Source organism: Bradyrhizobium sp. WD16, from assembly GCF_024181725.1.
Taxonomy (GTDB): domain Bacteria; phylum Pseudomonadota; class Alphaproteobacteria; order Rhizobiales; family Xanthobacteraceae; genus Bradyrhizobium_A.
The window spans coordinates 2988131-3001926 of sequence record NZ_CP028908.1; the positions used below are offsets into that span (position 1 = coordinate 2988131).

General features: G+C 65.6%; 11 protein-coding genes. 7 read left to right on the forward strand and 4 right to left on the reverse strand.

The window, feature by feature from the left end; translation table 11 throughout:
- Window positions 1–265 precede the first annotated feature (265 nt).
- Both DB459_RS13850 and DB459_RS13855 read left to right on the forward strand, forming a co-directional pair.
- The gene (locus DB459_RS13850) at window positions 266–3577 is read left to right on the forward strand and encodes a carboxyl transferase domain-containing protein (RefSeq protein ID WP_253705732.1); all 3312 of its coding nucleotides are present in this window, start codon (window positions 266–268) and stop codon (window positions 3575–3577) included.
- 762 nt (window positions 3578–4339) lie between these two features.
- Complete coding sequence (locus DB459_RS13855) at window positions 4340–4798, forward strand: helix-turn-helix domain-containing protein (protein ID WP_253705734.1); 459 nt, start codon at window positions 4340–4342, stop codon at window positions 4796–4798.
- Window positions 4799–4813: 15 nt separating this feature from the next.
- Here the strand turns inward: DB459_RS13855 and DB459_RS13860 are convergent, their stop codons facing one another.
- From DB459_RS13860 to DB459_RS13875, 4 genes are all read right to left on the reverse strand, one after another.
- Complete coding sequence (locus DB459_RS13860) at window positions 4814–5647, reverse strand: DMT family transporter (RefSeq protein ID WP_253705736.1); 834 nt, start codon at window positions 5645–5647, stop codon at window positions 4814–4816.
- 185 nt (window positions 5648–5832) lie between these two features.
- The gene (locus DB459_RS13865) at window positions 5833–6111 is read right to left on the reverse strand and encodes a hypothetical protein (RefSeq protein ID WP_253705738.1); all 279 of its coding nucleotides are present in this window, start codon (window positions 6109–6111) and stop codon (window positions 5833–5835) included.
- Window positions 6112–6127: 16 nt separating this feature from the next.
- Window positions 6128–6733 (reverse strand): cysteine hydrolase family protein, encoded by a 606-nt coding sequence (locus DB459_RS13870; RefSeq protein WP_253705740.1) that lies wholly within the window; start codon window positions 6731–6733, stop codon window positions 6128–6130.
- Window positions 6730–7959 (reverse strand): GNAT family N-acetyltransferase, encoded by a 1230-nt coding sequence (locus tag DB459_RS13875; protein ID WP_253705742.1) that lies wholly within the window; start codon window positions 7957–7959, stop codon window positions 6730–6732. The genes DB459_RS13870 and DB459_RS13875 overlap by 4 nt, the downstream gene beginning before the upstream one ends.
- A gap of 91 nt (window positions 7960–8050) precedes the next feature.
- On the opposite strand from DB459_RS13875, the gene DB459_RS13880 reads away from it, so the two are divergent.
- The 5 genes from DB459_RS13880 to DB459_RS13900 all read left to right on the forward strand — a co-directional run bounded on the left by DB459_RS13880 (window position 8051) and on the right by DB459_RS13900 (window position 13607).
- Window positions 8051–9097, forward strand: a complete 1047-nt coding sequence (locus DB459_RS13880) for a LysR family transcriptional regulator (protein WP_253705744.1) — start codon at window positions 8051–8053, stop codon at window positions 9095–9097.
- Window positions 9098–9287: 190 nt separating this feature from the next.
- Entirely contained in the window at window positions 9288–10319 is a 1032-nt protein-coding gene (locus DB459_RS13885) for an ABC transporter substrate-binding protein (RefSeq protein WP_253705746.1), read from the forward strand.
- 606 nt (window positions 10320–10925) lie between these two features.
- Window positions 10926–11741 carry an ABC transporter permease gene (locus DB459_RS13890; protein ID WP_253705748.1) on the forward strand — a complete coding sequence of 272 codons (816 nt, stop codon included), beginning with the start codon at window positions 10926–10928 and terminating at the stop codon, window positions 11739–11741.
- Between the two features lie 10 nt (window positions 11742–11751).
- Window positions 11752–12537: an ABC transporter permease gene (locus DB459_RS13895; RefSeq protein WP_253705750.1), complete on the forward strand. Its 786-nt coding sequence runs from the start codon at window positions 11752–11754 to the stop codon at window positions 12535–12537.
- Entirely contained in the window at window positions 12534–13607 is a 1074-nt protein-coding gene (locus tag DB459_RS13900; protein ID WP_253705752.1) for an ABC transporter ATP-binding protein, read from the forward strand. Before DB459_RS13895 ends, DB459_RS13900 begins: the two co-directional genes overlap by 4 nt.
- Window positions 13608–13796 lie beyond the last annotated feature (189 nt).

A 13796-nucleotide genomic window follows, 5' to 3' on the forward strand; every position in this document is an offset into this window, starting at 1 on the left:
CGGCGCAGGCGCGCCTCGCCACGAGCCTCGACGAGGGCCGCGGGAGCGTCGCCGACAAGCGGCCTGCCGCGGCGAAACCCGTGTCGCGGAATTTGCCGGGTGGACCGCGGACGATTGACGATGTTCCGGCGCTATGGTCCTTGAAGGCAGGGCCCCTGCAAGGCGGCCGGCTCAATCGGGAGGATGACCATGGAGCTCGGCGCGACTGCGCGTGCCCGGTCTGGTGCACTGTCGCTCGTTTCCTCGTCGTGGGGGCGTCTCGTCGATGCGTAAGCCGCCGTTCAACAGGATTCTGATCGCCAATCGCGGCGAGATCGCCATTCGCATCGCGCGCGCCGCTGCCGAGCTCGGCTGCGGCAGTGTCGCGGTGTTTTCCACCGACGATGCCGCTTCGCTGCACGTCCACAAGGCCGATGCGGCCCATCCGCTCGGCAAGAGCGGTGCCGCCGCCTATCTCGACATCGACGGTATCCTGGCCGCGGCCAGGGCCACGGGCTGCGATGCCATTCATCCCGGCTATGGTTTTCTGAGCGAGAATGCCGAACTGGCGGCGCGCGCCCGCGAGGCGGGTATCGCCTTCATCGGGCCGTCGGTCGCGGCGTTGCGGCTGTTCGGCGACAAGGTGGCGGCGCGCCATCTCGCCGCCGGGGCCGGCGTGCCGGTGATCGAAGGCACTACCGGCCCGACCACCCTCGACGAGGCCGAGGCCTTCTTCGCCGCGCTCAAGGGCGGCGCCATGATGATCAAGGCTGTCAGCGGCGGCGGCGGTCGCGGCATGCGCGCGGTGCGAGACGCCGGCGAGATCGCGGAGGCCTTCGCCCGCTGTCGCTCCGAAGCCAAGGCGGCGTTCGGCGACGATGCCGTCTATGTCGAGCGCCTCGTCGAGAATGCTCGGCATATCGAATTCCAGGTGGCGGGCGACCGCGACGGTGCGGTTACGCATTTCGGCGAACGCGAATGCACCCTGCAGCGGCGCAACCAGAAGCTCGTCGAGATCGCGCCGAGCCCGTCGCTGTCGGAGGGATTGCGCAACCGCATCGCCGCCGCCGCGCTCGAGCTGGCGCGGGAAGCGCGCTATGAGTCGCTCGGCACCTTCGAATTCCTGGTCGATGCCGACGATGGCGGCGAGGGCGCCTTCTTCGCCTTCATCGAGGCCAATCCGCGCCTGCAGGTGGAGCATACCGTGACCGAGGAGGTGACGGGGGTGGACCTCGTCGCCAGCCAGATCGCGCTCGCCGCCGGCGCCAGTCTCGACAGCCTCGGATTCGGCAAGGGCTACAGGGCGCAGCCGCGCGGCTACGCCATCCAGCTCCGCGTCAACATGGAGACCATGGACGAGAACGGCGTAGCGACGCCGTCGGGCGGCGTGCTGTCGATCTTCGAGATGCCGACGGGGCCGGGGCTGCGCGTCGACACGTTCGGCTATGCCGGCTACCGCACCTCGAGCGCCTTCGATTCGCTGCTGGCCAAGTTGATCGTGCATGCGTCGGCGCCCGATTACGCGGTGGCGGCGGCGAAGGCCTACCGCGCCGCCTGCGAGGCGCGCATTGCCGGGATCGAAACCAATCTGCCCTTCCTGCAGGCGCTGCTCAGCCATCCCGAGGTGGCGGCCAATCAGGTGAATACCCGCTTCGTCGAGGAGCACGCCGCCGACCTCGCGGCCCGGGCCGCCGCGGCGCATCCGCAACTGTTCGCGTCTGTCGACGAGACCCGATCGGGCGCGACCGCGGCACGCGCGCCGGCGCCGGCCGGGACGGTCGGGATCGCGGCGCCGCTGCAGGGCACGGTGGTGGCCGTGAGCGTGGCCGAGGGGGACAGCGTGCGCCCGGGCCAGCAGCTTGCGGTGATCGAGGCCATGAAGATGGAGCACATCATCACCGCGCTGCAGGGCGGCGTGGTTCGTGGCATCGCCGCGAGACCCGGCATGACGCTGATGAAGGACGATCCCGTGCTGTTCATCGAGCCGGCGGAGGTCGCCGTCGAGGGGAGCTCGACCGAGGCGGTCGCCGATCTCGATGCGATCCGGCCCGATCTCGCCGAGATGATGGCGCGGCAGGGCTTCACGCTCGACGGGAACAGGCCGGAGGCCGTCGCGCGGCGGCGCAAGACCAACCAGCGCACCGCCCGCGAGAACATCGCGGCGCTGGTCGACGAGGATTCCTTCATCGAATATGGCTCGCTGGCCATTGCCGCGCAGCGGGCGCGGCGCAGCCACGACGATCTGATCCGCAATACCCCAGCCGACGGCCTGGTCGCCGGGCTTGCCAGCGTCAATGGTGCAGAGTTCGCACCCGACAAGGCGCGCTGCATGGTGGTCGCCTATGACTATACCGTGCTCGCCGGCACCCAGGGGCAGCGCAATCACAAGAAGCAGGACCGGATGTTCAGGCTCGCCGAGGAGCTGAAGACGCCGGTGGTGCTGTTCGCCGAAGGCGGCGGCGGCCGCCCCGGCGACACCGAGCGCCTCGGCGTCACCGGGCTCGATGTGCCGACCTTCGGCCAGTTCGCCAAGCTCAGCGGCCTCGTGCCGCTGGTCGGCGTCGTGTCCGGGCGGTGCTTTGCCGGCAATGCCGCGCTGCTCGGCTGCTGCGACGTGATCATCGCCGCGCGCGACAGCTCGATCGGCATGGGCGGTCCGGCGATGATCGAGGGCGGCGGCCTCGGCGTCTACCAGCCCGAGGAGGTCGGTCCGTCGGGCGTGCAGGCCTCGAACGGCGTCATCGACGTGCTGGTCGAGGATGAGATCGAGGCGGTGGCAGCGGCGAAGCAATACCTGTCCTATTTCCAGGGACCGCTCGCCCATTGGCAGGCGCCGGACCAGCGGCTGCTGCGTCGCGTCATTCCCGAGAACCGCCTGCGGGTCTACGAGATCAGGAATGTGATCGAGACCCTGGCGGATGCCGGTTCGGTGCTCGAGCTGCGGCGCCAATTCGGGATCGGCATCGTCACCGCCTTCATCCGCATCGAGGGGCAGCCCTTCGGTCTGATTGCCAGCAATCCCAAGCATCTCGGCGGCGCCATCGACGCCGAGGCGGGCGACAAGGCGGCGCACTTCGTCCAGCTGTGCGATGCCTTCGATATTCCGGTGGTCTCGCTGTGCGATACGCCCGGCTTCATGGTCGGCCCGGAGGCGGAGAAGACCGCCCTGGTGCGACACGTGTCGCGTATGTTCCTCACCGGCGCCAGCATCAGCGTGCCGTATTTCACGGTTGTGCTGCGCAAGGGCTACGGCCTCGGCGCCCAGGCCATGGCGGGTGGGGGCTTCCACGCCCAGACCTTCACCATCTCGTGGCCGACCGGAGAATTCGGCGGCATGGGGTTCGAAGGCGCGGTGCGGCTCGGCTACCGCAAGGAGATGGAGGCGATCGAGGATCCTGTCGCGCGCGACAAGTTCTTCTGCGACATGGTTGCCAAGTTCTATGAGACCGGCAAGGCGATCAATATCGCCTCGGTGCTCGAGATCGATCAGGTCATCGATCCGGTCGATACCCGGCGCTGGATCATGGGCGGGCTGCGGGCGTGGCCGAAGCCGCCGGCGCGCACGGAGCGCAAGCGGCCCTGTATCGATGCCTGGTAACCCAGCGGATGCCTTGGCGAGCAGGCTGAACGCGCCGCTCGCCGCTTGCCAAGCAGCGGCCGGAGCGACAAGCTTTGCCGCGCCTGCGCAATGTCGAGGTCGCGATCGATGAAGGCTATCGACCGGCCTGGCAGATGTGGCCGATCCCCAAGCCGAGGGACGGGTTGCCGGTGACGATCAGGCCGCTGTGACCGGCACGGGTCGGTGACGTCCGGCACCGTGGGTGACCGGCGAGCCAAACCGATCGGCGAGGGTAATAAAGTAGAGAAAACGGCTTCAGGGTGGCCGCTGGACATCTTTGGCCACAATTTCGAAAATCGGGAAAAAATAGCAGTCGGAAACGGGCGCAGGAGGGGGCCGATAGCCGCGGCATGCCGTCGTAAGACTAGCGTAAGCTAGCTCGCGCATCGCGAGTGCTGATTGACGGACAACTCCTTGGACAGGAGCGATTTGCTCGCATAGGTGGTTGTGCGAGCAGAGCCGTTCGCTCACTTCGCGCCGTCCCGTTCCGAAGCCGCGCTCCTGCGACCGTTCTTTTTCAGCGCATATATGAGCGGTTGAAGACAACTTGCGACGCATTCGCGAAGTCACGCTCGTGATGCCGGAGGGCCATAGGTTTGCCGTAGCGGCGCCACTTTTGGTTGAAGAAAATACGTTCCACCGGTGGAACACTGAATTTTTTCCGAGAACGCCCGGCACTCCTAGACAAGGCGGTTGCTGTTCGATCATGGTCTTGCCGATTCATCCCGGGGCCAGTCTCATATGGCGCCGGTTCGTGCCGGGGTCGCGAATGATCCCGTCCGTGCAACCAGATCGGTAACGAAGGATATGCAGAAGGTTATGGCGCGCCGCAGTGGAGCTTACGACGTGGAGATCGGCAAACGCATTCGTGCGCAGCGTCTGTCCCGCGGAATGTCACAGGAGGATCTCGCCGACCGTCTCGGCGTTACCTTCCAGCAATTGCAGAAATACGAGAAGGGCGCCAACCGGGTCAGCGCCGCGCGGCTTCGCGAGATCGCGATCGCCCTGAAGCTGCCGATTTCGGTGCTCTACGGTGCCGACCGCTATGCCAGCAAGGCCGGTACCGGCAACGCCGGGGTTCAGGAACTGATCACGTCTTCGCGCGCGATCAACCTGCTGAAGCACTTCTCCCGGATCAAGGACGCTGCCGCACAGAACCTCGTGGTCGATCTGTGCGAGCGCCTCGCCGACAAGGGCTGAGACGGCCGGGCGCCATCATCTGATCTTGATCAGGATGGCGCCCAGCGCGGCGATGCCGATCGCCGCCCACTGCTGCGTGCCGATGCGTTCGCGCAGCACACAGAACGCCAGCAGGCCTCCGAACAGGATGCTGGTTTCGCGCACCGGCGCCACCAGGGCGACCGGGCCCTGCACATAAGCCCACAACGCCGCGAAATACGACGCCATCAGCAGCAGTGCGCCGACGGCACAGGCACGCCAGTTGCGCGCCAGCGCGGCCATCGGTGATCGGCGTTCGAGGGTCGAGACGGTGAGCATGCCGGCTGCGGTCATCAGCGAACTCGCCGCGCCATATTGCACGATCGGGAACAGGCCGCCGCCGGACAGCCGTGCGCCCTTGACGTCGCAGGCATAGGAGAAGGCCAGCACGAAACCGGCAAGTGCCGCGATCGTGAGGCCGCGGGCATTGGATGAGCCGCGTTTGAGGCCGTGGACGCCGAACAGGATCAGGCTCGTGACCATGAGTCCCAGCCCGGTTGCGGCGGTCGGCGCCAGCCGCTCGCCGAACGCCACGAAGCCGATCACAAACAGGATCGGCGGCAGCATCCCGCGGACCGCCGAATAAACGACGTTGAGGTCGGCGAGATCGTAGGCCGCCATGAGCGCCCGCGAATAGGCGACGTTGAAGAAGGCCGCCGCGCCGAGCCAAGGCCATGCCGCTCGCGGCGGCAGGCCGATGAAGGGAAGCGCCACGAGGCAGACCAGCGCGGTCGCGAGAATGATTCCGAGCACGGCCTCGCTCGGCACGCGCTGCTGCTTGGCGACAACGTTCCAGCTCGCATGCAGGCCGGCGCTGACCAGCGCCGCCAAAAAAAACCGCCCAGGACAGAGGCTCGCCCCATTGAATTGCGCAGGAGCCGGACGCTCGCGCGCCGTCCCTTGCGGTGTCGAAGCGCCACGCTATCGCCGGCAGCGGGGCAGCGCAATTAAACCCATGCCTGAATCAGTCGGAATCAAGTCTGAACCCGGTTGGGATCCGGGGCGGGCGTACGCCCTCAGCGCTGCGGCGGCGCGGCGACGCGGCGGCGCCGCCGCCGCGCCTTGGCGGGCGTGTGAGGAGAACTGACGGTCCGAGGGGATCCGCCACGGCGCGGGATGGACGGTGACGACCTGCTGATATGGTCGCAGAACGACTTCAGTTCTTCGGTCTTGATGCCGTACTGACGGGCCACGAGTTCCAGTCGCACCATCTCCAGCAGCTGGACCACGAAATCGAGCGATTCGGCGCGCGCGTCGTCGATCGTCGCATCGATGGTCTCAATCATCTTCCGCATCGTCTCGTCCCTCGGACTACTCCAACACGCGGTTGCGCGCCGGGCTGTGTTGACGCGCCGACGTGCTCCTGACCCAGCCCTGCGTGTTGGCGACGGCCGCATAGAGCCGGATCACCTGCGTCAGCATGGCATGGGTCTCCCCACCGGACGCTCCGTTGACGGCGTGGCTTGCCGAAGCGTCGGCGAGATAGATGAGATCGCAGCCGCGGTGATGGGCATCGACGGCCGTTGCCAGGCAGCCGGTCGCGCCAGCGAAACCAGCCAGCACGATGGGACCGCCGCAATTCTCCATGACCTCGGCGAACAGCGCGTTGGAGAAACACGACGGTTTATCGCGTTCGAACACCATCTCAGAGCCGCGCGGCCCGAAGGGTTCGATCCAGCGGCCGGTCGGCTGCTCCGCGAAGCCGGCTGCTCTTCGCACCGACCGCACGAAGGCGACCGGAAATCCCGTGCGCCTCGCATGAGCGAGCGCTACCCGGCAATTGCCGAGCGCCGATTCGCGTTCGGCAATCGGAAGGATGAGGCGTCCGTTCACATAATCCTGCTGCAGATCGAGCAGAACGAGGGTCGGCTCCGGCCCGGAGGCGAGATAGGCGCGGATATCGACGACGGAAGTCATGAGGTCATGCTGTCGACCGATGGCCGGGAGACACCCCGGAGGCGCGAGCGCTCCAGAATCCCCGGCTGATGCCAGCGTCCTTCAGCACGCAGGATCCGGTACGGATCATCGCCGATCCGGATCGCGTCCGGATGCGGCTCGGTATCGAGCACCATTTCGACATAGTCGAAATCGGAGAATACCAATTCTCGGCCGCCCTGCAGCGGTTCGAAGCCGAAGCGCCCCCAGAAATTGGCGAGACGCTTCTGGGCGTGGCCGTACATCCGGCGATAGCCCTTCATCCGGCACAGGTCGATACCGCCGCGCACCAGCCTGAAGGCAAGGCGGGTCGAGCGGAATTCGTGGCGGACGGCAAGGCGCTCGATCTTCGCGAAATCGGCGAAGTGACGAATCCGCAGACAGCCCGCAGGCTCATCGCCCACATAGCCGATCAGATGCGTGGCCGCGAAGTCGTTGCCCTCGAATTCCTCGAGATAGGGACAGTTCTGCTCGGCGACATAGACCGCACTGCGGATCGTGATGACGCGCATCATGTCTTCGATCGAGCGGGCGACGGTCACGGACAGCGCGCGCGGCCGCGGTCGCGGCGCGACGTTGTCGTAGCTCGGCAGTTCGTCTTCGCCGGCCGGTGCGCGGCGGAAGACATGGAGGTGCGTCGCGGTGACGCCGTCGATGGTGGGGCCGCGACGGAATCCCATGCTCTCGACGAAACGGATCGCCGGAAGGTTGATCGAGCGGGTGAAGAGGTCGGCATCGCGATAGAGCGGCGTGAAGACCTTCTGGAACGCGAGCGGCACTCCGGCGGCCAGCGAACCCTTGGCGTGGCACGCCCAGACATAGATGCCCGCAGGCTTTTCGTTCTGGCTGGTCAGCAGCGACAGATCAGGATCGGCGGCATTGAAGGTGCCGCCGATCAGCTGGCGGACGCCCTCGGCATTGAGCATCAGGAAGGCGAGCAGGCCGTCGCCGTGGGGCGCCGCAGCGTCGAAGCGCCCGCGCCGGGTGATGGCCCAGAGGGTGTCGGGATTGTGGGACACAACCCGCTTCACTACATCAGCGGTGGTCAGGCCGGGGATGTCGTCGGCCGCGGCCGCAACCAGGGCGTCGATTTCGTCGCCGCCGGGATTGAAGACGACGAGGCGGCGTGCAAGCCGCAGCGTTTCCGGATCGTCGAGCGGATAGGTAATGGGTTGTGGTGGCATCGCCACCAGCCGCGCTGTATCCATCGCGTGTAGATCGTGGGCAGTCATTTCCACCATCTCGCAGTTGTGAAATGCGTTTCGATTTGCGAAGATTAGTCGGAGCAGGAGTGGTTGTATGTATTCGAATCGGGCACGGCGTGTTCCGCAGGAAGAACAGAATGAAATCGCGAGGCGCCCGCCTGACTGGGAGTGCATCCGGCTGTTCCTCGAGGTTTCGCGGCGCGGCAGCTTCCGCGCCGCCGCCGAGCACTGCAATCTTTCGATCAACCTGCTGCGCCGGCGGATCATGGAGCTCGAGCACTCGCTCGGGCTGAAACTGTTGACCCGTCACGTCACTGGTATCAAGGTCACTCCGGAAGGCCAGACGGTGCTGGCCGCTGCTGCGCAGATGGAAGCTGCGGCCTTCGGCTTCAGCCGGGCGGGCGATCGTAACAAGCCGATCGAGGGCAAGGTCCGCCTGGCGGTCACCGAAGGTCTGGGCACGTTCTGGGTGGTGCCGCGCCTCGTCGAATTCCAGCGCGCCTATCCCCGGCTGCTGGTCGACTTGAGCTGCACGATGCCCCCGGCGGACGTGCTGCGGATGGAAGCTGACCTGGCAATCCAGATCCAGCGGCCCACCGCGCCCGACGTCAAGGCAGTGCGGCTCGGCCGCATGCATGTCGCCCCCTTCGCCGCGCGGTCCTATATCGACACCTATGGCTGCCCGACCACGACGGAGGAACTGCTCAACCACCGGGTCGTCTGGCACAATGCCGACCAGACGCGCGGCGAGCAGATGTTCAGCGAGCTGTTCCCGGGCAAGTCGCAGATCGGCTTCCTGTCGATGATCAACAACGTCAGCAGTGCCCATTACTGGGCGATCGCAAAGGGCGCGGGCATCGGCTGGCTGCCGACCTATGCCGCGGCAATCGGTGCCCGGGTGGTGCCGGTGAACATCAACCTGGTGTTTCCCTTTGATATCTGGCTCACCTATCATCCCGAGGTGGCGGAGATCCCGCGGGTGCGCAAGCTGATCGACTGGGTGGTGAAGGCCTTCGATGCCGACGAGTTTCCCTGGTTCCGCGACGACTTCATCCATCCCGACCGGCTCGGCGAGCATTTCCGCGGACAGCAGCTGGTGAACATGTTCGAGGGGTTTCTCGGCCTGGAAGCCACAGGCTGACGCTCCCGGGGCTGATACTTCTGGAGGCGACGCTTCTGGCCGCGGTGGTGCGGTGCACCCGACGCTGCCCGACGTCTGCCATCCCTGCCGTTGCCGCTTGATCCCTTGCTGTCGCAAATCTGTCATGGACACCCTATAGTCGGAGCGGAGGAAACGCCGGCTCGCTGCCGGCCTGGCACCGGGGCATTCCATGATCCATTCGACTTTCAAGCTGTTAAAGCTGGCCACGCTGGCGATCGCGCTGCTCGCCGCGCCGGCGTTGTCGCGGTCCGGCGAGGCCCGGGCCGCCGATGTGATTTGCTACAATTGCCCGCCGGAATGGGCCGACTGGGCATCAATGCTCAAGGCGATCAAGGCCGATCTCGGTTACGACATCCCGCACGACAACAAGAATTCCGGCCAGGCGCTGGCCCAGATCCTCGCCGAGAAGGCCAATCCGGTCGGTGACATCGGCTATTTCGGCGTCACCTTCGGCATGAAGGCGAAGGCCCAGGATGCGCTCGATCCGTACAAGCCGGTCGGCTGGGACCAGGTGCCGGCCGGGCTCAAGGACCCTGACGGTTACTGGACGACGATCCACTCCGGCACTCTCGGCCTGTTCGTCAACAAGGATGCCCTCGGCGGCAAGCCGGTGCCGGCGTGCTGGAAGGATCTGCTCAAGCCCGATTACAGGGGAATGGTCGGCTATCTCGATCCGTCCTCGGCGGCGGTGGGCTTTGTCGGCGCCGTCGCGGTCAATCTCGCGCTGGGCGGCTCGGCGACCAATTTCAGCCCTGCGCTCGCCTACTTCAAGGAGTTGCAGAAGAACGAGCCGATCGTTCCCAAGCAGACGTCCTATGCGCGCGTCGTCTCGGGCGAGCTGCCGATCCTGTTCGACTACGACTTCAACGCCTATCGCGCCAAATACACCGAGAAGGGCAATTTCGAATTCGTCATTCCCTGCGAAGGCTCGGTGGTGTTTCCCTATGTCGTCGGTCTGGTGAAGAACGCGCCGGACAAGGACAAGGCGAAGAAGGTCATGGATTATCTGCTGTCCGACAAGGGCCAGGCGATCTGGACCAATGCCTATCTGCGGCCTGCGCGGCCGATCGAACTGCCGGCCGCGGTGAAGAGCAAATTCCTCCCCGACAGCGACTATGCCCGCGCCAAGGCGGTGGACTGGGGCGCCATGGAGAACGCCCAGAAGGCCTTCGTCGACAAGTATCTGGCCGAGGTTCGCTAGTGTCCTGTTTCCAACGTTCGTATCCCATTGCAGCAGGCGCTCATACGAACGTTGGAAACAAGGGGACACTAGCATCATTATGATTCGAGTGTGGTTTTGGATCTGACGCTCGTTCGAAGAACTCGCTGCAATACTGAAACGAGCGTCAGATCCACCACACTAGTGTCCCGTTTCCAACGTTCGTATTCCTTTGCAGCAGGCGCTTTTACGAACGTTGGAAACAAGGGGACACTAGCATCTATATAGTTCTAGTGTCCCGTCTCCGAATTACCGCGTCGTTTGCCTCACGCTCGCACGGTAATTCGGAGACATAGGGACACTAGCAAAATCAAAGTGCTAGTGTGGCTTATGTCTCGCAATTGCCTACGAGAGGGTTGCCGCAAAGGCGGTAGGCAATTGCGAGACGCCACACTAGTGCGGTTTTGGATCTGACGCGCGTATGAAGAACTCGCTGCAATGCTGAAACGAGCGTCAGATCCACCGCACTAGCAAAATCAAAAAGCTGGTGCTGCGTCGAACCAGTGCCTTGGAATCCGAACTCCGCTCGATCTTGCGGTCGCCCTCGGGCGAACGTCGGATTCATCGCCAATTGATCAGAATTCTCAGATGTCGCAATCGAACTTTCTCCGGCTCTGTCTCGCGCCGCTCCTGATCCTGACGGTGGCCTTCTTCCTGCTGCCGATGGCCCGCCTGATCGTCACCGGCGCGGCCGGACCGCAGGGGCTTGGCGGCTACGTCGCGATCGTGACCGAGCCGCGCTATCGCGCCACGCTGATCAACACGGTGGTGCTCGCGGCCGCGACCACACTGGTCTCGCTCGCCGTCGCCACTGTCGCCGGCATGTTTCTGCAGCGCCATCGCTTCCCCGGGCGCTCGGTCCTGATCGCGATGCTGACCTTTCCGCTGGCCTTCCCGGGTGTGGTGGTCGGCTTCATGATCATCCTGCTGGCCGGCCGGCAGGGACTGATCGGCGACATCACCCGTCTCGTCGCCGGCGAGAAGGTGGTGTTCGCCTATTCGATCTGGGGGCTGTTCTTCGGCTATCTCTATTTCTCGGTGCCGCGCGTCATCCTCACCATCATGGCGGCGATCCAGAAGCTCGACCGCGGGCTGGAGGAGGCGGCGCGCTCGCTTGGCGCCAGCCCCTTCGCGGTGCAGCGTGACGTGGTGCTGCCGGCGCTGAAGCCGGCCTTCGTCGCCTCCGGCGCCATCGCCTTCGCCACCGCCATGGGCGCCTTCGGCACCGCCTTCACGCTGGCGACCAACATCGACGTGCTGCCGATGCTGATCTACACCGAGTTCACCCTGGCCGCGAACCTCGCCACCGCGGCCTCGCTGTCGGTGAGTCTCGGCCTGATCGCCTGGGCCATCCTCGCCTTGGCCCGTTCGATGAGCGGCGGCACCGTCGCGGCGGCAGGCTAAAGGGGAAGTGATGCGCAGTCGTCTGATCTTCGCCGGCCAGCTCGGCTTCACCCTTCTCGTCGCCGCCTTTCTGGTGGTGCCGGCGGTGCTGTCGATGGTTGCCGGTGTCACCGTCAACTACTTTCGCGGCGTGCAGTCCGGACTGACGCTGCAATGGGTGGTTCAGGTCTGGGAGCTCTATGCCCCGACCATCGCCTTGTCCTTCGTCGTGGCGCTGGCGACGCTGGCGGTGACCCTGGTGGCCGGCGTGCCCGCGGCCTATGCCCTGCATGTCCGCGGCGGACGGGTTGCGCGGGCGGTCGAGGAGATCATCACGCTGCCATTGGCGATCCCGGGCCTTGCCATCGCGCTCGCCCTGCTGCTGACCTACGGCGGTTTCGGCGGCTTCCGCCGCTCCTGGCTGTTCATCCTGGTCGGCCACGTCATCTTCACGCTGCCCTTCATGGTGCGGTCGGTCATGGCGGTGTTCGCCAGCATCGATATCCGCACCCTCGACGAGGGCGCTGCCTCGCTCGGCGCTTCGCCGCTGCGGCGTTTCCGCGACGTCATCGTCCCCAATGCCAAGCCGGGTATTCTTGCCGGCGCCCTGATGGTGGTGACGCTGTCGCTCGGTGAATTCAATCTGACCTGGATGCTGCATACGCCGCTCACCAAGACGCTGCCGGTCGGGCTTGCCGACGCCTATGCCTCGATGCGGCTGGAAGTGGCCTCGGCCTATACGCTGATCTTCTTCGTGATGATCGTGCCGTTGCTGGTGGCGATGCAGATGCTGGGCGACAAGGGACAACAGGCATGAACGAGGGGTTGGGTACGGGAATGGGCGGGCACGGCGCGGCGGTGCGGATCGAGCGCTGCGGCAAGACCTTCGAGGACGGCACGCGGGCGCTCGACCCGGCGAATCTCGATATTGCGAGGGGTGAAACACTGGTGCTGCTCGGGCCGTCCGGCTGCGGCAAGACCACCATGCTGCGGATCATCGCCGGGCTCGAGCCGCCGGATGCCGGCGGCCGCATCCTGTTCGACGGCGTCGATGTCACCGGCGTTCCGATCGAGCGGCGCCATGTCGGCATGGTGTTCCAGTCCTATGCGCTGTTTCCCAATATGACCGTGGCCGAGAATATCGGTTACGGCCTCAAGATCCGCGGCGTCGGCCGCGCCGAGCGCGACAAGCGCGTCGCCGAACTGGTCGCGCTCACCAATATCGGCGGCCTGGAAGATCGCCGCATCGACCAGCTCTCCGGCGGCCAGCGCCAGCGGGTGGCGCTCGCCCGGGCGGTGGCGGTGCGGCCGAAAATCCTGCTGCTGGACGAGCCGCTCACGGCGCTGGACGCGGCGCTGCGCGAGCGGCTGCGGGCCGAACTCGACCGCCTGCTGCGCGCGCTCGGCATCACGACGATCTACGTCACTCACGACCAGGCCGAAGCCATGGCGCTCGGCGATCGGGTCGTGGTGATGCGCAAGGGCGCCATCGCCCAGATCGGAACGCCGCGCCAGATCTATTTCGCGCCGCGCGACCGTTTCGTCGCCGAGTTCATCGGCGCCGCCAATATTGTCGAAGCATCGGCCAGGGACGGCGAATTGCTGCTGCCCGGTGGCCGGCTGGCGGTCGCCGGCGCCGGCAGCTCCGAGCACGCCGTGGCCATGGTGCGGCCGGAAACCATCGGCATCGTCGAGGCCGCGGCCTCGCAGCTCACCGGCACCGTGGACAGCGTCAGCTTCACCGGCGACCGCCAGCGCATCTGGATTACCGGCGCGGCGGCGAAGCCGCTGGCCGTCGACGCGCCCAACATTCTCGCCGTGACCGCCGGCGATCGCGTCGGACTGAAGATCGCCGCCGACGCGGTGCGGCTGTTGCCCAACGATTGAACGTCCAAGGATCTACTAGTGTGGCGTCTCGCAATTGCCTACCGCCTTTGCGGCAAGCCTCTCGTAGGCAATTGCGAGACATAAGCCACACTAGCTTTTTGATTTTGCTAGTGTCCCGATGTCTCCGAATTACCGTGCGAGGGTGAGGCAAACGAAGCGGTAATTCGGAGACAGGACACTAGTGTGGCG